At 67.3% G+C, this 23,087-nt stretch carries 14 protein-coding genes; 4 read left to right on the top strand and 10 right to left on the bottom strand.

What is annotated here, in order from left to right:
• Positions 1–39: 39 nt before the first annotated feature.
• Positions 40–165, top strand: a complete 126-nt coding sequence (locus OG552_RS16145) for a hypothetical protein (protein ID WP_329133508.1) — start codon at positions 40–42, stop codon at positions 163–165.
• A 77-nt stretch (positions 166–242) separates the two neighbouring features.
• Here OG552_RS16145 and OG552_RS16140 read toward each other — a convergent pair whose 3' ends face one another.
• Positions 243–671 (bottom strand): ATP-binding protein, encoded by a 429-nt coding sequence (locus OG552_RS16140; protein ID WP_329133506.1) that lies wholly within the window; start codon positions 669–671, stop codon positions 243–245.
• Positions 672–784: 113 nt separating this feature from the next.
• Here OG552_RS16140 and OG552_RS16135 point away from each other — a divergent pair, with 113 nt between their 5' ends.
• Together OG552_RS16135 and OG552_RS16130 are read left to right on the top strand one after the other, a co-directional pair.
• Positions 785–1,621 (top strand): helix-turn-helix domain-containing protein, encoded by an 837-nt coding sequence (locus OG552_RS16135; protein ID WP_329133505.1) that lies wholly within the window; start codon positions 785–787, stop codon positions 1,619–1,621.
• Positions 1,618–1,815 (top strand): DUF397 domain-containing protein, encoded by a 198-nt coding sequence (locus OG552_RS16130; protein ID WP_329133504.1) that lies wholly within the window; start codon positions 1,618–1,620, stop codon positions 1,813–1,815. The genes OG552_RS16135 and OG552_RS16130 overlap by 4 nt, the downstream gene beginning before the upstream one ends.
• Positions 1,816–2,144: 329 nt before the next feature.
• Here the strand turns inward: OG552_RS16130 and OG552_RS16125 are convergent, their stop codons facing one another.
• The 6 genes from OG552_RS16125 to OG552_RS16100 all read right to left on the bottom strand — a co-directional run bounded on the left by OG552_RS16125 (position 2,145) and on the right by OG552_RS16100 (position 19,668).
• The gene (locus tag OG552_RS16125; protein WP_329133503.1) at positions 2,145–3,116 is read right to left on the bottom strand and encodes an EcsC family protein; all 972 of its coding nucleotides are present in this window, start codon (positions 3,114–3,116) and stop codon (positions 2,145–2,147) included.
• 191 nt (positions 3,117–3,307) lie between these two features.
• Complete coding sequence (locus tag OG552_RS16120; RefSeq protein WP_329133501.1) at positions 3,308–7,435, bottom strand: Eco57I restriction-modification methylase domain-containing protein; 4,128 nt, start codon at positions 7,433–7,435, stop codon at positions 3,308–3,310.
• The gene (locus OG552_RS16115; protein ID WP_329133499.1) at positions 7,435–10,392 is read right to left on the bottom strand and encodes a DEAD/DEAH box helicase; all 2,958 of its coding nucleotides are present in this window, start codon (positions 10,390–10,392) and stop codon (positions 7,435–7,437) included. Before OG552_RS16115 ends, OG552_RS16120 begins: the two co-directional genes overlap by 1 nt.
• Positions 10,393–10,432: 40 nt before the next feature.
• Positions 10,433–16,783, bottom strand: a complete 6,351-nt coding sequence (locus OG552_RS16110) for a protein kinase domain-containing protein (RefSeq protein WP_329133497.1) — start codon at positions 16,781–16,783, stop codon at positions 10,433–10,435.
• Between the two features lie 796 nt (positions 16,784–17,579).
• Complete coding sequence (locus OG552_RS16105; RefSeq protein ID WP_329133494.1) at positions 17,580–17,939, bottom strand: hypothetical protein; 360 nt, start codon at positions 17,937–17,939, stop codon at positions 17,580–17,582.
• Between the two features lie 1,396 nt (positions 17,940–19,335).
• Positions 19,336–19,668 carry a creatininase family protein gene (locus tag OG552_RS16100; protein ID WP_329133493.1) on the bottom strand — a complete coding sequence of 111 codons (333 nt, stop codon included), beginning with the start codon at positions 19,666–19,668 and terminating at the stop codon, positions 19,336–19,338.
• A 109-nt stretch (positions 19,669–19,777) separates the two neighbouring features.
• Here OG552_RS16100 and OG552_RS16095 point away from each other — a divergent pair, with 109 nt between their 5' ends.
• On the top strand, positions 19,778–20,026 hold the full coding sequence (locus OG552_RS16095; protein ID WP_329133492.1) for a transposase: 249 nt from the start codon (positions 19,778–19,780) through the stop codon (positions 20,024–20,026).
• A gap of 41 nt (positions 20,027–20,067) precedes the next feature.
• Here the strand turns inward: OG552_RS16095 and OG552_RS16090 are convergent, their stop codons facing one another.
• The 3 genes from OG552_RS16090 to OG552_RS16080 form a co-directional block, all read right to left on the bottom strand.
• Positions 20,068–20,814, bottom strand: a complete 747-nt coding sequence (locus OG552_RS16090) for a class I SAM-dependent methyltransferase (RefSeq protein ID WP_329133490.1) — start codon at positions 20,812–20,814, stop codon at positions 20,068–20,070.
• Positions 20,815–20,915: 101 nt separating this feature from the next.
• Positions 20,916–22,319, bottom strand: coding sequence for a hypothetical protein (locus tag OG552_RS16085; RefSeq protein WP_329133488.1), 1,404 nt, complete (start codon positions 22,317–22,319; stop codon positions 20,916–20,918).
• Entirely contained in the window at positions 22,319–23,086 is a 768-nt protein-coding gene (locus tag OG552_RS16080) for a hypothetical protein (RefSeq protein ID WP_329133486.1), read from the bottom strand. The genes OG552_RS16085 and OG552_RS16080 overlap by 1 nt, the downstream gene beginning before the upstream one ends.
• Position 23,087 lies beyond the last annotated feature (1 nt).

Raw genomic sequence — 23,087 nt, 5'->3', positions numbered from 1 at the left:
CCGGGGGAGCCGACACGGGCACAAGATCGGCTTTGCGTGATGGCCGGAAACCGCGCGTACGACGTCTTCGCCATCGGGGTCCTGGTTGCCTTCACGGTGTTGGTGACGAGTTCACTGGCGATCAGCTCGGCGCTGTCGGCGAGCCCGTCGAGAGCCCAAGGCTGAGTCGAGTCCGGACTGTTCGCAAAGTGGGCGCTGGGCGCTGGGGGCCAAGGGCTGCCGGGCCGAGGTTCGCTCAGCGCTCAGCGCGGGGCGAATTCGCACCAGACGACCTTGCCGGGCATCCGCTCGCCGACGTCCCACTTGTCCGCGAGCGCATCGACCAGGAAGAGACCGCGACCCGACTCCATCTCGTCCGGGTCCGCGGCCTGTTCGCCGTCCGCCTGGGTGGGCATTCGCGGTCGGCCGTCGCCGCTGTCGTGGACCTCGACGCGCAGCACGCCGCCCACGTCGCGGCTCAGCTGGAGCAGGAAGCCGCGCCCGGGCGGCACACCGTGCAGCAGCGCGTTGGTCGTCAGCTCGCTGACGGACAGCAGCACGTCGTCGGCCCGGCTCGTGTACCCCCACGCGACCAGCGCCTCGCGCGCGAACTCCCGTGCGGCGGGCACCGAACGTCGCTCCCGGCGGTAGAACCGCTCCCGGAGAGCTTCCTGTTGTGGCTCTTTGTTCATGAACCCCAGCGTCGCGCAGGGTAATCGGGATATACCAGTCCCGTTACTCGTACATCGTCGATGTACGGGTAAGGAGCGATACGGCACGGGTTGAAGTGGGGTAATCCAGAGCCATGGCACCACGGAGGCGGCGACTGCCGAGGAAGAAGAGCCCGACACCTTTCGAGTCGCTGGGCGCGCAATTAGCCCGGGCCCGCGTCGCGAAGGGATACACGCAGGCCCAGTTGGCGGAGGCGGCCATTGTCAGCCTGGCCAAGCTGGAGTCCATAGAGCAGGGCCGTCGCCCGCTGACGCCGGACCTGGCCAGGCAGTTCGACATGCTGCTGGGCGCGAACGGCTTGCTGGAGGTCGGCGTTGAGCACCTACCCGATGCCGACAGCGTGATCCCGGCCTGGGCCTTGGCCTTTGTTGACCTGGAGCGCGACGCCATCGCCATCTCGTCGTTCGAGAACCAGGTGTTGCCCGGCCTGCTGCAGACCGAGGAATACATGCGCGCGGTTTTCGACAGCCGTGTGCCGATCCTCGACCCCGACGAAATCGCTCTGCAGATCGCCGTCCGGTTGGAGCGGCAGGAGATACTGCAGCGCAGGGTGCCGCCCGTCGTCAGCTTTGTCCTGTCGGAGGCCACCGTCCGTGACCGACTCGGCGGCGATGAGGTTCACTTAGGCCAGCTTCGCCACCTACGCGCCTGCGCGGATGTGCCGGGCACCACCATCCAGATCCTGCCACTCGGCCTGACCGCTCACGCGGCGCTCGACGGACCGTACGTACTCCTCGAAACCCCGGAACACGAACACCTCGCCTACGCTGAAACGCAGCGTGGCAGCCACCTCGTGCACGACCCGGACGAGGTCAGCATTCTGGCGGCGAAATATGCCATGCTGCGCACGCAGGCCCTCAACACCGTCGAGACGAAGGGCCTGTTGGACCAGCTGCTAGGAGAGCAATGACCGAGTCCTTGAAGTGGTTCAAGTCCAGCTACAGCGGCAGCGAGGGTGGCAACTGCGTCGAGGTCGCCGCGTACCCCGGTGCCGTCCACGTGCGGGATTCGAAGGACCCTGAGGGTCCCGCCTTCACGTTCGACCCCGCCGCATGGTCCGCGTTCACGGCGTTCGCCGCCGCACAGGACGTACCGAACGCCTAGCCCCGCCGCCCGGGTCGTCTTCCTCTGCGCCCGCGGTTGGGGAGCCCAGGGTGTGCCGTCCGTCGCCGGGGTCCGAAGCGGCGTGCGGTACACCCGCGCGCCGGCGCTGACCTATGCCTCCTCGGCGGAGCGGAATTGGACTTGACGTCACCTCAGACACCCAGGCCGACGTCAACGTCGCCGAGCTCCACAAGGAGCTCGAAATCCGCTGGCAGGCCCTCTGCCGGCACGTCTAACCGGGACAGCGAAGCACGACCCTGACGGGGCGCGGGTGCTTGCCCGCCAGCGGGGACCCGCAGAGGCTGCATCGTGGACCCAACGGCCACCACTTATGTGGTGTCGGTCTGGAGGTCATCGTCCTGGTCGGTCGCCAGTGCGACCGGCAGCCGCAGCCCGTACTTGTCGCACAGGAATCGGGTCTGGCAGTACCGCTGGGCGTCGGCGGCCACCCTGCCGAGGATCGCGGAATTCATGCCGGCACCGATGAGGACACCCACGAACGGCACGACCTTGGCGACGTTTTGGACTGGCACCCTGGAGCCGGCCGGGCCCAGCTGCTGCATCAACTTCTCAAGGGCGGCCAGGAGGCGGTGATCCTGGCGGAGCTTTGCCGACCACTTTATGCGTCCCTTGACCGCCTCCGCCGCCCGTGCGGCCTCATGCAACGGCTTGGCTTTGGCTGCCTGTGCCATGAAGGATCGGCGTACGAGGCGTTGGATGAAGATCTGCTCATCGGGGTCTTTGGCGTCGTAGCCGTAGGAATACGCGATGCGCGCTGCGATCGACGTGCTCAGGACCTGGATGACGAGGATGTCTGCTGTCATCGCGACGGGGATACCGGCGACGGGGACCATAGCCAGCAGGCCCATGGCGCCACCTTCGATCGCACCGGCAGTCCGCCACCGAAGGGTGTTGCGGGTCAGCAGCCGGTCGCAGACCTTGAGATCCTGCTGCCGTAGTTCCGTGAAACTGTTGAGATCGAAACCTCGCTTGCGGGAGAGCTTCTCGACGTTCTTCGGGTCGTTGAGCTCCATGGCCCAGTCGTTGACCAGCTCGAGCAACGCTATCGCGGCCGCGAGCGCCGGTCGCATGGCCTTGTCGGCGACCGCGTCGCCTGCGCGACGTATCGGTTCCGTGACTGCCTCTGGCACAGCGTCCGTAACCCGTCTCACGGCGTTTCCCGCGACCTCACCGGTGCGACCGAGCGCGGCGCTCGCCCAGTTCGGGAGACCACGGGGGTTGTTGCGGTGCTCCCAGTGCTCGTTGAGCTTGTCCCATACCTGCCCTTCGTACGCGCTCATCGGGGTTTCACCGTCGACGAGTGGGTCGGCGTGAGCGCTCAATGAGGTTCTCCATCTCGATGGTGATCGCTGCGGTCACGATGTCTGACCAGCCGACAAGTGGCTGAAGTCGCAGTGCGGGGGCCGATGTCCGAAGCCGACTGCGCGGGTATCTCCGGGTGGCCGGTAGTTGCGGCCACCCGGAGGAGGGGTCAGCTGTGGCGGGGCCCGTGGCCGGGGGGCGGGGTGAGGGTGGAGCGGTAGGTCCCGCCCTCGCCTTCGCTGAGCGGGCTCTCCAGCGTCAGCCCCGCAGCGGCCATGCGGTCGTACTCGGCGAGGATTAGGTCCTTGGTGCGGTAGGTGCCATGGGCCTTGATGTCGTTGTCGCGGGTGACGTTGAAGGTGTCAAGGATGTATGCGGCGTCGGTGCGGTCGATTCCGTAGATGTGGAAAAAGAGTGCGTCCAACTCGGCACGGATGACGGAGCGACGGTGCTCATCCCAGCGGAAAGGGGATCCTGCGTCACCGAGGTCGCGGGCAAAGGCGGCCATGTCATTTGCGGTGTAGGTGAGTTCGAGAAGGCGGGGGAGAATTGTGTTGTTATGAGGCGTGAGTTGGTCGGGGAAGGGGATGGGGAGCTGCTCAACATATCCGTACGTTAGGTGGGTGCCGCCGATCTTCTGGCGGACGGCGAAGTCGCAGGCCATAGATGACCAGACGGCAGCGAGAAGCGGGGCGTGATTCGGCGTGGCGAGGAGTACGAGAGGAAAGGGGTGGCCGAAGCCGTGAGCGGGCGCGGCGGCAGTGATCAACGTTCGCTCATTGCTCTTGTTCGTGATGTCCCGCCACCCCATCAGCCATTCCCGGTCCCATCCCTTGGCGGACAAGCGGCTGCGCACGCCCGACACCGTGAACTCTGCGCCTTTCTTGTCGAACTCCTCAGTGGCGACGTCCTGTTCAGGGACCCAGTAGCGGGGGAGCGGAGCAGCATCGGGTGCCTGGTGTCGGTCGAGGGTGAAGCGGGGAAGGGTGCCCTTATTGAGCTGCTTCTCCGTTGCGCCCTCGTAGGTCGAGAAGTGGTGGTCGTAGTGGTGGAGCATCTTCGCCTCATAGAGTGGCAGCAGACGCTCTTCGCCGCGCACCAGCAGGTTGCCGTCGAGGTGCCAGCCGTCTTTGAGGAGGTCGTCGAAGGTTTCGCCACGCTGGGCGTTGGGGCGGAAGAGTTGGGAGTCGTTCGACATGTCGAACATGCGCATAAACGAGATGCCCCAAGGGTTGCCGTCGGTGGTCTTTGTCTCGTCGACGAGGACGGGGATACGGCGGTAGATACTGAGGGTGATCTCCGCATCGCGGCGACTGCTAAACACTGGACAGGTACCGGTGTTGGGATTGAGAAGGAGAATCTCCGCCGACGTCAACTGGTAACGACGCTCGGGAATTTGTTCGGTCCGACGAACCTTGAAGACGATCTGGGCGTGATCGTCAATATCGCCCTGTCCGCGCAGCATGAAGAGGCAGAAGCGCAGTTGGTTATGTACTTCGGGAAATACTTTGTCCTCGTTCTCGAAGTCGTACAGTGCGGCCAGTTGCCCCTTCGTGACCAGATCCTTGAAAAAGAACTGCGTCGTCGCGTCTGTCGCGATGCCGGTCGGGACGATCACGCCCGTCCGTCCCCGGGGGCCTGTCAGCGTGCGGCCGGTCTCGGTGAAGACCGCGTAGGTGTTGATGTCGCCGCGGCCAGTGAGGGGGAAGCGGTTGCCGGCCCGCAAGAAATGGCTCTCCCCTTCAGCCCGACGTTTGGAGTCCTCGAACTCGGTGACGAGGTGCGAGCGGTCGCGGTCCTGGTGGAGGGCTGCGATCAGGGCCTTGCGGGCCGCCGCGTTCTTGGCCCCGGCGATCTCCGGGGCTCGCTGCGCGAAGAACTCCTGCTCCTGAAGCTTGACCCTTTCCCACGGCGGGTTTCCCACCACCGCGTCGAACCCGTCGGCCCAGCCCGTGCCCGGCTGGACGCCGACACCCGCACCCGATTTCGGGACCGAGAAGACCTCTGGGAACTCCAGATGCCAGTGGAAGAAGTGGTATTGGTCGCGTAGGCGCAGGATTTCGGCGTGGGTGGTGTCCGGGACAGCGGACTGGTTGCGGCTGCGCAGGGCGCGAAAGACCTGGTCCGTCGGGGCCTCGGGGGCACCGTCGTGCTTGGGCCAGACGAACGCTGCGCACCAGGAGTCGGCGGCGTGCATGTCCTGGACGTAGGCCGTGGACTCCGTGTAGGCAAGGTACGCGGACTCCTGAGCCCGCACGTGCTCCAGGAGGTCAGCAGAGGCGGCGGTGATACGTGCGAATTCGGCGGCGTATCGTTCGTTGCCAGGCAAAGTGTCCGTGTCGAAGGTGAGTTCGTCGTGGCCGCTCCGCTGGGCCTTGTTGCGCTTGACGAGCCCGGCCGCGTACTTCCTGTCGTCGCCCTCAATGGGCTTGAACGCGTCGTCCGGGATGCCCTCGGCCAGCAGCTTCGGCGTCGCGCCGATCAGACCGTTGCCGTGCCTGACGTGCGCGTCCAAGAACCCCAGTGCCTTGCCCGGCTCCAGGGCCTCCAGCCACAGCGAGACCTTCGCCAGGTCCACCGCCATTGGGTTGAGGTCCACGCCGTAGATGCATCGGGCGACGACTTCGTGCAGGGCATGGCGCACGGCGTCAACCGTCGGCTCCGGGTTGCGCTCGCGGACTGACGCCACGCGCTTAGCGATGCGGCGGGCTGAGGCAACGAGGAAGTGGCCCGAGCCGCAGGCCGGGTCACAGACCGTCAGGGAGAGCAGTTCGGAGACGATGTCGTCGGCCGGATCGGGACGGCCGGCCTCGGCGGCGCGCTTTTCGGCGCGCGACACGGCGTCGTCTATCACCGGGTCGAGCGTCGTATCCAGCAGGCACTCGATGAGCGAGGACGGGGTGTAATAACTGCCCGTCGTCTTGCGACTGTTGCCTGCGACCTCGATGAGTTCGAAGCTACGGTCCGTCGCGGAGTGCTTGGGCTCCAGCTCCAGCAGGGACTCGTAGACCGAGCCCAGCTCCTCGGCGTCCAGGTGGCGGTAGTCGACGGAGCGCCAGCGGCGGGCGCCCGGGTCGCGCACCTGGGCGAGGTGGCGGACGGCGGTCAGCAGGGCCTCGTTGGACAGCTTCAGGCCGTCGAGCGGCGTGTCGGCGTCCGTGGGGGAGAACAGGCCGCCGAGGCCGGGCAGGCCCAGTTCGGGGCGACCACCCTCGGCTCCTAGGGCGCCGAGAACGATGCGCAAAGCCTCGTACTGGTCACCGTGGGCCGTGCCCTGACGTCGGCGGGCTCGCTCACGCAGCCGCGCAGAGGAGAAGTACCGCTCGTATGCCTCCCGCTGCCGCTCGCCGGCCCCTGGGTCAAGCAGTGCCTCGCGGTCCTCCGCGACGAAGACGAACAACAGCCGGTAGACAAGGCGGAGCAGGGCGTCCCGGAGGGCCTTCGGGTCAATGTCCTCGCGCAGCCGGGAGTTGTCCGGGTGACGCAGGAAACCGGTGCCGAGCGTGGTCAGGGCGTTCTGCACGCCCAAGCGCAGCTGGTCCAGGGCGCGGGCGCCCGAAGTGACAGCCTCGGCACGCCACTTCTCCAGCCAGCACCCCGAAGGCGCCGCGCCCTCCGGCACGGTGAACCGGGACGCGTGCAGCACGGAGTACAGCAGTACGAACTCGCTGAACAGCTCACCGTCGAAGATGGCTTCCAGGTCGAAGTCGACGTAGGCCGCCGTGGCGAAGGACGAGGAGTCGCGCAGCAGTCGCAGGTGGCGGCCGTTGGTGAGCATCGCCCACAGGTGGGCCTCGGTGCGGTTGAGGCAGTCCTGGAGCATGGATTGCGCGGGGAGCTGACCGGGGGCTGGGCGCTTGTCGAGTTCCTGGTTCCAGTGCAGGAGATGCACGAGGGCCGGGCCGTGGCGGTGGGAGACCGGGAAGCGATTGTCCGCGTCGGAGTCGGCGGGGATGCCGTCCGGGCCGACCTCGGTGAGCGCGCCGAAGTCCAGCTTGCGGAAGAGCTGGGCGAGCCAGTCGGTGCCGGCCCTGCCGGTGGGGTCGGCGGCGGGCGCCCCGGTCGTGGGGTCGGAGGGCAGGGCGGCGCGCAGCTCGCGCCAGAGCGGCTTCAGGTACTCCCAGGCGCGCTCGGCCTCGTCCCGTACGGGCACCGACGCGGGCAGGCCGTAGTCGGCGGGCTTGGTGCCCGGCAGGTTCCGAGCCTCGGCGATGCGCAGCAGCATGTCGGAGGGGAGCAGCCCGCCGACCGTGGTGACGGCGGTGAAGGCCAGAGCGGTGCGGGTGGCGGCGGACATCAGGCTTCGGCTCCGGACACGGTAGAGGCGGCAGGGGCGACGGGCTGTTCCGGCAGGTAGACATACACGCCGAGGACGTCGGCCGGTTCCTGCGGTACGACCTTCAGGCCGCGGACGATCTCCTCGTTGGCCTTGCGGACCCGGCGGTGCGAGGCGTCGAGTTCCGCGGCCAGGCCGGCGCCGTACTCGGTGAGGTGCGCGGACAGGTCCGGCAGGCCGTCCAGAGTGCGGGAGATGTGATTGCGGGCCGACTGCTCATGGGTGTTGGCGGTGGCGCCGGCCGCGAGGAGGGCGGTGGCCGCGTCGTCGTCCAGCCAGCGGGCGCGCGACGGCATGCCCTCGTAGGCGAGCAGGCGGGCGTCCTCGGCCACCACCTGCCGTTCTCCGGTGCGGGACGGGAGGGTGAGGTGGAAGCGGTAGCGGACCAGCAGGAGCGTGGTGCGCGTGGTGACCGCGCCCGTGGTCACCACACCGCAGCGGCGGGCGGGGCGGGGGCCGGGTGTGTTCGCGTCGAGTGCCGAATCCAGGACGTAGGAGGCGATGGCTCCGATCGCCGGGTCGGTGCGGACGAGGGCGGCCTCGCCGCGGGCGATCGCCGGCGTGGTGCGGAACGGGATCTCGCGGTCCTCCTCGACGAGCCGGCCGCCGAGGGTTGCGGCGAGCGCGTCCCGCAAGCCTGCCGGGGCGCCGCCCGCCTGGGCGGTGAAGTCGCCGCTCCCGTCGCGCGGGTCACGGACCAGGGCGTCCAGGTCGCGCAGCGCCTCCAGGACGAAGCTGCGGACCTCCTGGGCACCGCCGAGCGCGGCCCGCACGGCGGTGACCTCGCGAGCCACCTCCTCCGGGTGGATGGCGCGCTGGGCGTACTTGGAGCGGGAGGTCTTCTCGCGTTCGGCGGCCGAGTTCCACTCGCGCTCGATGCGGTCGAAGGACTCCTGGCGGCCGCCGATGTCGAACAGACTCTCCTGGCTGCCTTGCCGTCCGTGCAGCAGCAGCCACTCCACGACGGCGTCGGTGACGCCGGAGGCGGTCTCGTCGGGGACGGAGACGGAGATGCCCAGGTCCTTCTTGATCTGGCGGTGCTTCTCGAACAGCACCTCGAGGACCTTGCCGTCGATGCCGTTGTCCTCGCCGAACATGGTGATGACACGGACCTGGTCGCGCTTTTGGCCGTAGCGGTCGACGCGGCCCTCTCGCTGGTCGTGGCGGGTCGGGTTCCAGGCCAGGTCGTAGTGGACTACGGCGTCGAAGTGGTGCTGGAGGTTGACGCCCTCGGAGAGGCAGTCAGTGGCGATCAGCACGTGGCGAACGGCTGGGTCGCCGGCCTCCTCGGCGGACTCGGCGGCGAGCTGTTCGATGCGCTCCAGGCGCTGCTGCGGGGAGACGGTGCCTGTCACGGCGGCGATCCTGGTCTTCTTGCCGAGTTTGCCGTCGAGCTGCTCGGCGAGGTACTCGGCGGTGGGGATGTAGCGGCAGAAGACGATCGGGTTGTAGCCGTCGGCGATGAGGTTCTTCAGGTGCCGGGTGAGCGCCTTCAGCTTCGCGTCCTGGGCCGGACCGACGAGCTTTTCGGCCCGCTCGGCGAGTTCGAGCAGCCGGGCGCCCGCCTCCTCCGTCTCGGCTGCCCCCGGCGCGACGTCCATGCCTTCCAGCCGGTCGCTGTCCGCGGAGTCAGCAGCCACCGGGGCGCCGAGCACGTCCGCCTCGTGCGCAGTGCGGGCGGCGGCAGACTCGGAGCGAGTTTTCAGGGTCTGCGCAGCGGCTGCCGGCGAGGAGACCATCGAACGCAGCAACGCGATCACGGACCACCAGGCGATACGGGCCTCCCGCTTGCCCTGCTCGCCAGCCGCTTGGACGCGGTCCCTGGCATAGGCGATGGCGTCGTCGAGCAGCGCCCGGTAATCGGGGGTCAGCTTGTACGGTTCGTCCTTCGTCCAGCGGTCGGACGGGAAGGCGGTCCGCTCGGCCAGGGAGTCGTCGGCGAGGCCGTCCTCCCTGGTGAGGTACTCACGGACGTCGGCGCGCTTGCGGGCCACGAAATGCTCGGCCAGCTTCGCCCGTCCCGCCGGGGCTTCCAGGTCCAACGTCGCCAGTTCGGGCCGCACCAGGCCGAGCAGGTTGCGGAAGGCGGACTCCTTGCCGGAATGCGGGGTCGCGGTCAGCAGCAGTAGATGACGGTCGGCGCCGGCGGAGACCTTCCGCAGGAGCTCGTAGCGGAGCTGGTTCGAGGAGGACGTGCTGCCCTGCGCGGTGTCGTCGGCGGCCACACACGTGTGGGCCTCGTCGACGATCACCAGATCGGGGCAGCGCCGCAGGAAGTCCTCGCGGTGGCGGGTCGACTTGATGAAATCCGTCGAGATGATCGTGAACGGGTGCCTGTCGAACAGGGACTGGCCCAGCTCCAGACCGCGCTCCAGGCGCGACACCGTGGAGGCCAGGACCAGTTCGGCGTCGATGCCGAACTTCTCCCGCAGCTCGGTCTGCCACTGCTCGGCCAGCGCCGGGGAACACAACACGGCCAGTCGGGTCGCCTCGCCCTGTGCGAGCAGCTCTTTGGCGATCAGACCCGCCTCGATCGTCTTGCCGATACCGACGTCGTCCGAGATCAGCAGCCGCACAGTGCGCTGCCGCAGCGCCATGAGCAGCGGGACCAGCTGATAGGCGCGTGGTTCCACGGCGATCGACGCCAGCGAGCGGAACGGGCCCGCACCCGACCGGAACCCGATGCGCAGAGCGGTACGCAGCAGGCCGGCGGCGCGCTGGTCGCCCAGGTCGTCCGCGCTCGGCACGGCGAACTCGGCGGGAAGGACGTCCTCGAACGCGGGGAAGACGGCTGCGATGTCGTCCTCGCTCCCGCCCAGGGGGCGCAGCACCAGCATGTCGGGGGCGCTCTCCGGCAGCACCACCCATTCGCGGCCGCGGGCGGCCACGAGCGAGCCGGCGGTGTACGTGAGGCTCATGAAATGTCCCAGTTCCTGTGGTCGGGAGCCGCTGAGGCGATCAACGGAGGTGGAAGTAGGCGGCGTTGGTGTCCGCGATGGCGTCCCAGTCCGCGTCCGTCGGGAACCGCAGGACATCCCAGCCCGCGTCCTCCAGGCGATAGCCGGCTTCGAGGTCGCGGGTGGAGTCGGGTGCGTGGCCGGGGATGTCGACGAACACGGCGAGGTTGGCACCGTCCAGGTGGAAGACGAGGTCGGGGCACGCCGCCGCCGCTGGGACGAAGGGTTTGACCTCATCCGGCAACCGGTGGCCCTTCGCCTTGAGCCAGCCGAGCAGGTCTCCCTCCGCGGTGAGGTCCGCCAGATTCGCCTCCAGCGGTGTCAGCGAGGAGGCTGGGTCGCCGTTGGACGCGCTGTTCCCGTTGCTGACCGCCGGGGCGAGTCTGCGGAACCGTTCACTGCGGGACTCGCCGCGGTCCTCCCGCTCGGTACGGGCGCCGGCCAGCCGCGCCAGCAGCGGGCGGGCCGCGTGGCGGCTCAGCTGGCGGTGGTGCGTCTGGTTCGCGTAGGTCAGCAGGCAGGCATAGCAGCCGCGGGCGCACTTCTCGTTGTCCGTCGGCCCGCCCTTGTCCTCCCCGTTCTCCGGGTCGAAGTGGCAGATCTCCAGGGCTGTCCGGGCTGCCTTGGCGAAGGCGTCCTTGTCATGTTGGATCCGGCGCAAGACACCGGCGCCGCCTTCAGCGGCCTCCGTGAACAGCATGCGGCGGTGCGGGCCGCCGTCCGGAGGCAGCAGCTCCGCGGTCAGTTCGGAGTCCTCCAGCTCGAACGCGGCCTCGATGCCACGCTCCAGCGCGTACAGGAACGACAAGGCGATGGGCTCGGGTTGTGCCTCGTCCAGGGTGACCACGAGGATGTTGCGGCGATCTTCGACATAGGGCAGGACCCGCTTTTTGCGGTGCTTCTCGTTGCCGTCCTCGTCGACCACCGGCATGCCGGTGCCCTCGATGGCGTCCGCGGCGGCCCGGTCGTTGAGCCAGCGCCCGTCGCTCAGGTCGAGCCAGTAGCCGTCCGTCTCCCCCTGCTTGTCGCGGACACGGCCGAGATTGGTGATACGGATTGTCGCCGAGTCACCGTAGTCCAGGTCGAGGACGAGGCCGCCGTCGGCGTCGGTCACATGGGAGGTGAGGCGTCCCTTGCGGGCACCGTGGTCCTGGAACGCATACGAGGTCTCCAAACGGAAGCCGGCCCGGCGGCGTTCCTCCTCGTCGGAGGAGATCCGCTCGCGCGGGGTGGTGTACACGGTGTGCAGGTGCAACAGGCCGGTGCGCTTGCCCGTCAGCGGCTCGCCGCACATTGCGCAGATGTCGGAGCCGACCTTGACGTCGTAGTGGTAGCCGCAGCCGTCACAGCGCCGGGCCTCTGCCGTCGCCAAGTCGCCTGACGCGTCCGGCGGCAGCTGGACCCGGGTGACCTGGTAGCGGGCGCCCTCGTGATAGATGAGTGCGCCGGGGCCGAACTCGCGGATCGCGAGGAACCGGGGACGCTGCAGGTAGTCGCCGTCGGCGTTGCGGCGGTTGCCGGAGCGCGGGATGTACGCAGCCAGTGGAAGTCGCGGGAAGCTGTAGCCGGGCAGGAACCCCTCGGACGCCAAGTAGCGGTACGGGTTGAAGTCGCTCATCATCGACTTGTTGTCGCTGGAGCGGTTCAGCAGCAGGTTCGTCTGCGTCTCGGCTTCGCGCCGGCGGGAGCGCGCCCGGCCCTGCTCACCCGGAGAGAGGGTGTGGTCGACGACGCGCTTGTTCTGTTCGTACTGGTCGATGACGGCCGCCCGGAACAGCTGACGCCACCGGTCGAAGGAGGCGTCGAACTCCTTCGGGCCCCGCTCGATCCGGTCTTCGATCCATTCGTCGTACCACCAGGTGGTGGCCTCGAAGTCCGCGATCAGCGGCGCGAGGATGGTGCGGGAGGCGGCGACAGCGCGGCGGCGGGCATCCTCGTCCAGGGACAGATCGCGGACGTGCGGAAGCAGCGGCAGCTGCATGTGGGGGTCGGGCCGGTCGCCGGTCTCCGGGTCGTAGGCGACGTCCACGATGTCCGGGATCGCGGAGCCCAGCTTCATGCCGGTCTCGGCCAGCCAGATGCCCTGCAGGTGGGAGCGGACCAGGTCCTCGTTGGCGAGGTCCAGGCGCGGCGGGGCCACCTGCCCTGACACCATGTCCTGGGAGCGGCGGAAGTAGTACTGGTCGTGGCTGTTGCCCGTCGCGCAGTACGTGGCCACCAGCGCGGGCTGGCCGGAACGGCCTGCCCGGCCGGAGCGCTGCGCGTAGTTCGCCGGTGTCGGCGGCACATTGCGCATCAGTACGGCGTTGAGCGAGGAGATGTCCACGCCGAGCTCCATCGTCGGCGAGCAGTACAGCAGGGGCAGATCGGCGCTGCGGAACTCCTTCTCGCGCTCCAGCCGGTCCTCCGGAGTGACCTGCGCGGTGTGCTCCCTCGCGAACAGGCCGGCCAGCTCGGCCGCCGCGGTCTTGTACAGGTCGCGGAAGAACGGATTGACGCGCGGGCCTTCACCGCTGCTGTAAGTGCGCGCCAGCGGATCGACAGCGCCCCGTTCGCCGCTCCCGGCCCGCCAGATCAGCGCGGCGGCCGAGACCCGGTAACCGGTGCGCTTCTCCGCCGCTCGGCGGCGGAAGGCCGGCCCGGAACGCTCGGGGGCCACCTCCACCTCGTTGACCAGTTGCGCGTCCCGCAGCACCTTCAGCAGATCCTCGATGACGCACTGAACGTCGTCCAGCGGCAGATCGCGCAGTTCGGGCATGTTCCGCCGCAGGTACTTGCCGAACTTGCCACGGGCCGACAGGAACTGCGCGGAACGCTCCATGCCCGGCCGTGAGCCGTACGGGTAGGCGGTGCCGACGGCCGGCCGGTCGCTCTCGCCCAGTACCCACGGCCCGGTGAGGCGCTCCTCGCTCGCCCGCTGCAGGGTGTCGAAGTCGTCCCGGAAGTACTGCACGTCGATGGCGAGAGCACGCCGCATGTAGTCGAGCAGCGCCCGGGCGATCTCCTCTCGCAGCGCAGGGTCGGCGCCGCGCAGTACTTCGTGGGCGGACTGCCAGCGATCGGGCTTCTCAGCGATCCAGTGCAGGTCCTCGTAGTCGATGCGCAGCAGCCCCGTCTGCTCCAGGTTCGGCATCGTGATGCGCCAGCCGCGCTCCAGGTCGCGGTAGAGGCGGAAGCCGACGATGTCTCGGAACGCCTTGACGGCACGCCGTTCCATGGAGGGCGCCAGGTCCGTGCCGGCCGCGTACGCGCGCGGCGAGAGCCCCATCACCTCGGTGACGGCCTCGGCAAGGTCATCGTGATGCAGCCCTTCGTCACCCGCCCGCACCGCGGCCTGGTACAGGGATCCCCGCAACTGCGTCACCTGCGCGAAGTCGTTGAAGTGTCCGGCCTGCAGTGAGGCGTCCTGCCGGTTGTCGACGAAGGTGAGCAGCTTGCGCGCCTCCTTGCCGAGGCTCTCTGCAGGCACCGCCCGCAGGGACTTCAGGATCGATGCGGAGATCAGCGAAGTGGCCGAGGAACGGCCTTCCTGGTCCAGGGCAGCCAGTTTGGCGAAGTCCCGGCCCCGGGTCTGCTCGTAGGAGACCTGGCAGTGCACGCAGAAAAGGAACGGTGCCGGGACGAAAGCCGCCGCCAGTCCCTCGGCGGACTCGTTTCCGTACGCGTCCACGACGACGCGCTTGGGCACTCGGGGCCGGTACGACTTCTTGACGACCGTTACGCCCTGCGCGTCCGGTTCCAGCCATGACTCCGGCAGCCGTCGGTCGTCCACGGCCTTCTGCGCATCAGCCGGCCACTCGTAATCCTCCCCGGGCATGCCCAGGTACAGGTACCCCTCCCCGTCGCGGCCGCCGGAAGCGGCGGTGTTCCTGCGCGGCTCGTACTGGAAGGCGCCGCCCTCCTCGGTGCGCCAGACCGTCAGGTACTCCTGGCCGCACTCGCGGCAGAATGCCAGCGGGAACAGCGGCTTGCCATCGCTGTCCGGCTGCTCCAGCTGGTACGTGCGGGTCAGCGGCCGGGTGAGCGGATCCTCGAGCGTCGTGTAGACGGTGTCGCCCTTGGAGAGGAACTGATGCAGCCGGAACGCGAACAGCGGCCGTTCCGTCACCGGATGCTTGGCCTGCGCGCCCGCCTCCAGGGTCGTCCGGATCGCCTCGCGCACGCGCTCCTCGGCCACCCCGTACTGCGCGGAGAGCTCAAGTGCCGCTGCTTCGAGGGTACTTGGGGAACAGCGGCGCAACCGCCCAGTGCTCTCTTCGCGCTCCAAACCGAACCGGGACTCCACCCAGCGGGCCAGCGGGTCCTTCGTGAGGGCTTCGTACGAGCGGGGCGCCGCCGGTACTCGCAGCCGCTCGGCGGGCATGGTCGCAGGTGCCTCTTCGGTCGCCCGAATCAGGGTCTCGCCGATGACCCGCTCCGGCAGCACCGTCGTGCCGAACAGCCGCCCGGCGACTTTTGCCACCTCGCGCCGCTGCTGCTTCCAGGACTCCTCGGTGGACATGGTCGCCGACGTACCGATGCATTGCAGAGTTGCCGAGGCCCGGCAGGCCTCCCTGACCCGTCGGATCAGGAACGCCACATCCGCGCCCTGCCGACCGCGGTAGGTGTGCAGCTCGTCGAAGACAAGGAACTGCAGCCCCTCGGCCATGCGGATCAGGCTGGACCGGTCGTCCGGCCGGGTCAGCATCAGTTCAAGCATCACGTAGTTGGTCAGCAAGATGTCCGGAGGGTTCTTACGCAGCTCCCGACGCTGTTCATCGGACTCCTGGCCGGTGTAGCGGGCGAAGGTGACCGGCTCGCGGCCCCCTCCGAAACCGTGGCGCAGGTACTTTTCCAGCTCCATCAGCTGGGAGTTGGCCAGCGCGTTCATCGGGTAGACGACGATGGCACGCACCCGGCCCGGGGTTCCGGGTCCAGCCGCCTGACGCTCCTTCAGTACCCGGTTCACGATCGGAACGATGTACGCCAGCGACTTGCCGGAACCGGTGCCCGTAGTGAGGACATAGGAGTCGCCCGCCTGCGCGGCTTCGATCGCCTCCCGCTGGTGAAGGTGGAAGGTCAGTGGGCGGCCGTCCGGCCGGCGAGAGGTCGCCTTCTTGCCGGCCTGGAAGATCTCCGCGCACTTGGGGTGCAGTACTCCGTCGCGCACGAGGTCGGTGACCTGGCCACCGTCGGCGAAGAACGGGTTCAGCGACAGCCACGGGTCGGGCCACTGCGACTTGGCTGCGAGGTCGTCCTCGACGAAGCCGGTGATCCGGGCGTCCCGGATCACCGTCGCACTCTTGGTGAAGCTCATGTATTCGCTGATCAGGTCGGCATGGATACCGAAGACATCCATGGCCTCCGGTAGGCGCGGCTCCCTGCGCGGCACCGGCGTCGACGCGGCGGGAGCGCGCTCGGGAAGCAGGGCGCGCAGCCGCGCCACCGGGTCCATCACCTGCCAGTGCGGAGCGAGCAGGGAGGCCGTGCGGTCCGGCGCGAGCGCGAGCGGGACCAGCACCTCCCGGACCAGGGCGGCGTTCTCGGGCCGCAGCTCGGCGTCCTTCTCCAGAAGGCGGTCCACCAGCCGGACCAGCTCGGAGGGCAGATCCGGGCGTACGAGGGTCAGCCGCGGCGGCTGCTCGTGCTGGTGCTGCTCGGACAGCTCATAGGGGGTCTTGGCGGAGAACGGCGGCCGCCCGATCAGCAGTTCGTACAGGATGCAGCCGAGCGCGTAGAGGTCGGCCAGGGCCGAGACCCGCTCGGCACGAAACTGCTCGGGCGCCATGTACCGGGCCGTGCCGACGCTGACGCCTGTACTGGTCAGGCGCGTCTGGTCGGGGTCGTCGACGATCGAACCCATGCCGAAATCGAGGATCTTGAGCGTGCCGTCGCGGGTCAGCATGACATTGGCCGGCTTCAAGTCGCGGTGGACGACTCCGGCGGTGTGCGCGGCAGTGAGGCCGGCGGCGATCTGCGCCCCGATCGCGGCGACCCAGGAGATCGGGAGCTGGGGTTCCTCGTCGATGAGATCCGCCAGCGGATGGCCGTCCAGCAGCTCCATGGCCAGGTAAGGCAGTCCGCTGCCGCCCGGCGTCCGGTCCACCCCGCCGTCGATCAGCAGGGTGAGGTTCGGATGTCCCTGGGAGAGCATCCGCATGATGCGCACTTCGCGACGGAAGCGGTCCACCTCCTTCCCGGGTCCCGAGGCGTCGACCGCGACACCGGTACGGCCGCGCAGCACGGTCTTGACCGCGACCTCGCGGTGCGGGGAGTCCGGGGCTGCCTGGAGGTCCTCGGCCCGGTGCACCTCGCCCATGTTCCCGCGTCCCACGATCCCTGTGATCCGGAACCGTCCGTCGACCGTCTCCATGCCCACCGCCCCTCCCCGTGTGCCTCGTCGCGTGCAAGGTGTCCACGCCCCCAGGGAGTGTACACCTTCCTCGCTCAAAAGAGGGTGGCATGTATGTGTTGACGATGTCAACGCATATCGAGCTCGCGAGTGATCAACCCAACAGCCGCACATTCATGCGCACATGCGCCTCGTGGGTACGTTGCCGCCGAGCGTCGATGTTCCTTGACGGGACCGACAGTGCTGCCGCCGAAACTAGGACGCTTCACAGCGTCGCCCTTGCGCACCCGCCCGTGCTCGATCCGGCCCTTCGGCATGACCGCCCTGCCCTGGTTCAGGGGAAGACATCTTCCACCGGCATGGGGGAGAGGCTCCTGCGTCAGGCTTGTCATTGCTTGGCTGGGGACTTGAAGACTCGGCGTCAGCTTGCGGCGCCGATTGGGCAGGGCGGGCCTCGTTCGCCGTCGACGCCCTGGATCAAGTGGTCGCGGGGCTGTCTGAACTCGCGGAACTGTGGTGCGAAGCCGCGGACGGTCCGAAATGGCGTCAAGTCATGACCCTCCTTCGCGGTGTTCTCGACCCTCCGATCCCGTCACGGGAGGAAGCCTTCTTCGAGATGCAAATGGTGACTCAAAGTGATGCAATGCGGGACTTGATTCACGAACCGCGCTGGTGAACAGAATCACGTGGCGGTCGCGGTCGATGCCTCCTACAGCCGCGCCGCGCCGAATCCGCTGGAACGCCCAGCCCCCTGTGGTCACGTCGGCTCCGGACTCGGGCGTCCGTGCTGAGTGGTCGACCGGATCTTCGCTGGCAGTCATGTGGGCTGTGGGTCGGTGAACACAGCGAGGTAGCGGAACTCTCCCCGGGGGCCGGTTTGCTGCGAGTACGGCTGCCAGTTGAGGGTGTAGGTGCCGTGAAGGGTGCGGGTGTTCGGTTGGTAGTCGCCGCAGGCCCAGAGGAGTTGGCTCGTGAGGGTGCGGTCCTCGTGGATGCGGAATTCGCGGTCTCGGGTGGGTTTGCCGGGGGGCTTCGGCGGGGTCCACAGGGATCTGTCGTTGGTGATGATGAGGGCGAGACCGTTCTGGTCGGCGTGGTTGCCGAAGCGCTCAAGGCGGGCGATGTCGGAGACGAAGCCCAGCCGGGCGAGGTCGTTGGCTGCTTGCTCCTTGAGCACGTACTTCTCCGGGGTGGGTCCGGCTGTTCCGGTCCACTGTGCCGTGAAGTACTTGAACTCGATGGCGGTGCGGGCCGAGGTATTCGGCGCCGGGTGCGTCCGGCATGTGCTGGCGTACTTCCAGCCTGGAGTGGATCTTGGGTGCCAGTTCCCACAGCGCTCGCGCGAAGCTGTGCTGGAGGTCCGCTTCGGAGTGGAAGACCGGTCGGTCCTTCTGGAGCCGGGCGATGACCTTGGCCAGCGGTACCTCTCCGGCGATGAGAGATCCGGACGTCGTCATGGCCCCCGGACCCTGTTCCGCTGGTGGGTCCTGCATGTGGCGTCCCCCGGATCGGCAAGGGTCCAGGGCCGCTGTCGCGCAGTTAGACACTCAGCCGGCGCCGACACCGAGAGCGGAAGACGCCTCCGACGCCCGCGACCTACTTGGTCGGCTTCGCCGACGTGCTGTAAAACACCCCCCGTGTTGCAGCACTCTCTGACCGGATATCACGGATAATTGTCCCAGTCCATTAAAAACATGCAATTCAGTGGCCTAATCGGACAGTCGGACGGTTGGTGTCCCCCCGTTCCGGTGGGCTACCGCCGTGTGGGCCATCTTCTGTGACGCTAGCTTCCTCGCAGAGTGCGCTGTCCCACAGCCATGTAGGGCGAGCGTTCTCGGTGCGGATGTCCCATTCCTGCCCAAAGGGTGCGGCACCGCGCTAACATAAGCTAGTAATTATTCGCTCACACGGTAGGTAGTCAATGCTCCTTGAAGATCAAATCGCTTCCCGCGCGAAAGAGATCCACACCGATGGGTATCCGATGTCTATCGGTGAAGTGCTTTCGCTCTACCGCGATGATGTCGATGCTAGAGGATATACGAGACATGATCATGGATCACGCCCGTGCTCAGAAATATCGACGCATTTAATTGTGTCAAGACTTGCGTAGTCTATTGTTGTCCGGTGTGGTATGGAAATGACCGCTGATGAGTCTGGCGGCGACGGTCACTCGGTTGGTGTGGGCTTCTGAATTTAGGCGACTCGCGAATCTTCTATCGACCAGACGTCGATATGCCGCATATGCCTTATGTGGAACCTCTTGACTGGTCAGAATGCCTCGCCCGAGATGGATCAGGAGGCGCTGTTGGGCGCCCATCATCATGCCGAGCCGCTTCAGTGGTGTCTGCTGTCGAAGTAATCCGGTTGGCCTCACGACCTGTGATTGAAGTGCGGATGGCCTGCGTGAACAGTCTGCCAGCGTCCATGGTTGTACGGCACCGAGGCGGTTGTAACGCAATTAGACAACCCAGAGGCGGCTTCGAGGGGACTGCGTCGCGGTTCGGGATTCATTCGCCGAGAACGCGAAGGTGAGCGGCGAAATCTTCGACCAGGCTCGCCAGCACTGCCTTGCCCTACTCAGCCGTGGCGTACGGGGGGAAGCCGATGACGCCTGCCTCGGTATATGCCTTCATGCCCTCGGTGAGGAGGAACGGACGCTCGCCGTCGTCGTGGTCGGCGGTCTCGTAGCCAGCGCGTACGAGGGACGGTTCGGCGTGTAGGAGGATGGATGTTTCGATCTCGCCCGCGTGCATGTCGCCGTGCGCATCGGATACGAGGTCGGCTCGGTCACGGGCACGTTGCCATTCCCGGCCCCGCGGGAAGAGCGACATGCGCGGCTCGGTGAGGTTGGTTTCCTGGACGATGTTGGACAGGACGTAGTTCCCGCCGTGGGCGTTGACGAGCACGAGCTTGCGGATGCCCGATGCTTTGAAGTTCCCCCGTTGATCTGGACAGCTTGATACTGGGACGGTTGGGTCCCGGAGGAAGCAGTCCAGGTTAAGTGGCAAGAGCAATATGAGCAAGCGGTACACGGCGGAGTTCAAGCGGGAGGCGGTGGCACTGTTCTGGTCGTCCGGCCGAAACGTCACCGAGGTCGCCCGTGAGCTCGGCGTGATTCCGGAGAGGCTTCGCGGCCCGGATCTTCAGACGCAGATCCGCCGACGTTGGGAAGTCTGTGCCTCGGTGTTCGAGTCGCTGGAACGGCTCGGCCGGGACTCGGCGCGGGCCCGACTCGGTGTGGCGCAGGACCGGTTGGCCGCGTAGGAACAGGTCGATCCTGGGTCTTCAGCTCCCGGGCCCTGGGCCTATTTCGTCGCTACGACGTACACGCTCGCCCACTCTCGCTTCGGGTTCGCGATCTCCGGGTCGAAGGACCACGGCTCCACCCCGGCGAACCCCGCCTCCGTGAAGAGCTGAACGAGCTTTTCGAAGTCGTAGGCCCAGTAGTGGGGGTTGTACGTCGGGTCGTCGTCCTGGTCGCGGAAGACGTAGTTGATCAGGTCGAGGAACGTGTTGATTTCCTCGCGGCAGTTCCGGTTCGCATACCAGCGCTCGATCATTTCGGCCGTCTGGTCCGGAGGAGCCGGGTACTGCTTGAGGACGTGGGCTGCGTCCGGGACGCCGGTGACGAGTTGGCCGCCCGGGGCCAGGACGCGGTGGGCTTCCCGGGCGTACTGCTTGGCCGAGCGCGGGTAGTCGATGTGTTCCAGGAAGTGCTCGGAGAAGAGGAATCGCACGGTGGAATCCCGTAGCGGGATGCCTTCCCGTACGTCCCACAGAAGGTCGGCCGGCGGTACGGCGTCGATATTGAAGAAGCCGTCGATGCGATGAGCGCCCCCGCCGATCTGCACCATGGCGGGGGTCTCTTCGATCCGGCCGTCGGGCCACGCCTTCTGACTGGCCTGGTGGTGGCGTGCCAGGTCGAGTTCCTTGGCGACGGCACGGAGGGTGCGGGCGAGGCCATGCGTGGTTGTCGGATCTTTGAGAAGCGTGGTGATCTGGTCACCGAAGTGGTCGAGTTCCGGGCGTGCGGGATCGCGGTGGTTGGTCATTGTGGTTTCTCGCGTTTCTTTGGGCGCGGATGAAGAGAAGTTGGCGGGCTACCGAGGCAATGCAGCGGAGGCGGAGATCGGGACCCGGACGGGTCCAGTGCCTATACCGCTGAAGCAGCGGTCGCCGGCTCCGCCCACTTGTTGTTGCGCATGAGCGTGTACTTGATGTCCACCAGGCGCGGGGCGATGGTCAGTGCCAGCTCTTCCGCGGGGTGCAGGCGGCCGGCCCCGTCCTGCTCGGCTCGCCACACCCGGTATTGCAGGTCGGGGTAGGCCGGGTTGATACCGACCTCGCCTTTGGGGAAGGTGCCGTTGAAGGGGACCACGATGTCCATGTGGTTCCAGTAGTTCCACGCCTGCAGGGCCTTGTGCTGGTCGTAGTAGAAGTAGAAGTCGGGGTAACGGCCGAATGTGCGCAGTTCCCGGTGGATCAGATGTCCCAGGAGCGGACCGAGCTGGCTGGCGAGGCTGTCGAACTCCCAGCGCGTGTGGTGCCACGCTCGCGGGATCTGGCCCGGGGTGAACAGGCGGGCGGCTACCAGGTAGCTGATTCGGTCGGTCAGGTAGGCGTGAGCGTGCGCTGGGTCGATGCTGCCGTCGATACGAGCGAGAAACGCGTCCAGGTCTCCCGGCGGTGGACGGAACTTCGCGAGGTCGAACTTGCCGGCCATGTGGGGGAAGGAGACGAACAGCATCTCCTTGTAGAGCCAGTTGTTGAACTCGCCGACCTCGGCGTACTGCTTGGTCTGCGGAGTAGCCGAGTGCAGCATCAGGTACTCGGCCAGTGCCTCGAAGTACACGTACCCGAGGATTGGCAGGCGAGGGGTGGTCTCGTCCAGCAGCCGCAGGAAAGATTCCGGCAGCACACGGGCGCCCTCGTAGGCGATGGCGGTGGCGAGTGCGAGGAAGGCCGTCGAGTTCTTGGTCCGGCTGACGACCGTCTCGCGCAACCGGTGCCGCTCTGCCTTGGAGAGCAGGTACTCAAGACGGCTGTAGATCTGCAGGTGGATCGAGCCCAGGCGCAGGTAGTCGACTCCGGCCAGACCCCGGTACGCCTGGGCCGGAAGCTGTACCTCGAAGATCAGCGGAGTGGGGATGCGGTTCGGCGCACCCATCTTCGTGACGAAAGCCGGCGCTTCCTTGTCGAGCACGTAAGCGCCGAGGTTGTGCATACGGAAGCCGCTGCCCGTGGCGACGAGTGGAGCACAGTAAATGCTTCCGACCAGGCATCCGCCCGACGGGTAGAGAACGCCGTGCTCGCTGATCTGCTCCAATGCGTGGGTGACGTGCAGCAGGTGCAGCGTCCGGTCGCCGCTGAGCGAGTCGAAGAGAGCGTTGCTGCGGAGGAGCCCCCCGTTGGGGGTGTCCTCGGTCAGACGCCTCTCCCACGCCCGAGTCTGCTCGGCGAGCGGGTCGCGGGGGTTGCAGGCCGGGCCGGGTATCAGCGCCGTATCGAAGAACACGTGGGCGTCGGCCCATTCCTCGTATGTGTCGAGGAAGTCCATCAGGAGAGCAGCTCCCTCTGTCTTAACGCTGTGAAGACGGCATCCGCGCTGTCCAGCCCCGCCAGGTGGGCTGTTTCGGACCGTACGACCAGATCGAAGGCGGTTGCGCGGAGGCAGTCGAAGGCGTGCGCGCGGACCTGGGCCGGGTCTGGCCACCAGCTCAATTTCGGCAGGCGGTAGCGGTCGAGTGCGTCGGCGGCTTTGAGTAGATCGCAAACGTTCTCGGTGCGGGCGTGGTCCGTTCGGTCGTCCGGGCTGAAGTCGGAGTACGGCACGTCGTGCAGTCGCACCGCGGTCGCCACGCGATCGATGCGTAGGGGCGTGGCGGTGAGGTGGAAGTGTCCCCAGACCTCGTCCGCGTTCTTCGTCAGCCACAGGGCGGCGCGGGCACCATGCCGGTGATCGTCTTTGTCGTGGAGCCGGCGGCAGTCGTGCAGAGCCGCGGCCAGGACGAGATCCGCGGTCTCGTCCTTGTCCAGTCCGGCGTCCTCGGCCAGCAGCGCCGCTAACGCTGCGGTACGCATCCCGTGCCGGACCCCGTGCAGGGAATCCGTTGTCTTGGCCTCGGCCCACCAGCCAGCAGGGATGGCAGATCCGTGGAGCAGCTGTTGGGACGTGGGCCGAAGTCGCAGAACCAAGTCGTCGGTGAAGTCGGGCCGGTTCGCATCGATCCAGGTCACAGTGGCATGGTCGATGTATTGGTGGTGCGGAAGCCGCTTGCATGCAGCCAGCTCGACCAGACTCTCGGTCGGCGGGGTCGTGCTCACC

It is taken from the genome of Streptomyces sp. NBC_01476 (assembly GCF_036227265.1).
Classification (GTDB): Bacteria; Actinomycetota; Actinomycetes; order Streptomycetales; family Streptomycetaceae; genus Actinacidiphila.
The sequence above is the reverse complement of the archived record's forward strand: the minus strand, read 5'-3'. Positions and strand labels throughout refer to the sequence as shown.

Excerpts from the sequence above, each read along its gene's own strand:
- OG552_RS16145 (WP_329133508.1), top strand. The coding sequence starts at position 40 with ATGGCCGGAAACCGCGCGTACGACGTCTTCGCCATCGGGGTCCTGGTT.
- OG552_RS16140 (WP_329133506.1), bottom strand. The coding sequence starts at position 671 with ATGAACAAAGAGCCACAACAGGAAGCTCTCCGGGAGCGGTTCTACCGC.
- OG552_RS16135 (WP_329133505.1), top strand. The coding sequence starts at position 785 with ATGGCACCACGGAGGCGGCGACTGCCGAGGAAGAAGAGCCCGACACCT.
- OG552_RS16130 (WP_329133504.1), top strand. The coding sequence starts at position 1,618 with ATGACCGAGTCCTTGAAGTGGTTCAAGTCCAGCTACAGCGGCAGCGAG.
- OG552_RS16125 (WP_329133503.1), bottom strand. The coding sequence starts at position 3,116 with ATGAGCGCGTACGAAGGGCAGGTATGGGACAAGCTCAACGAGCACTGG.
- OG552_RS16120 (WP_329133501.1), bottom strand. The coding sequence starts at position 7,435 with ATGTCCGCCGCCACCCGCACCGCTCTGGCCTTCACCGCCGTCACCACG.
- OG552_RS16115 (WP_329133499.1), bottom strand. The coding sequence starts at position 10,392 with ATGAGCCTCACGTACACCGCCGGCTCGCTCGTGGCCGCCCGCGGCCGC.
- OG552_RS16110 (WP_329133497.1), bottom strand. The coding sequence starts at position 16,783 with ATGGAGACGGTCGACGGACGGTTCCGGATCACAGGGATCGTGGGACGC.
- OG552_RS16095 (WP_329133492.1), top strand. The coding sequence starts at position 19,778 with ATGAGCAAGCGGTACACGGCGGAGTTCAAGCGGGAGGCGGTGGCACTG.
- OG552_RS16090 (WP_329133490.1), bottom strand. The coding sequence starts at position 20,814 with ATGACCAACCACCGCGATCCCGCACGCCCGGAACTCGACCACTTCGGT.
- OG552_RS16085 (WP_329133488.1), bottom strand. The coding sequence starts at position 22,319 with ATGGACTTCCTCGACACATACGAGGAATGGGCCGACGCCCACGTGTTC.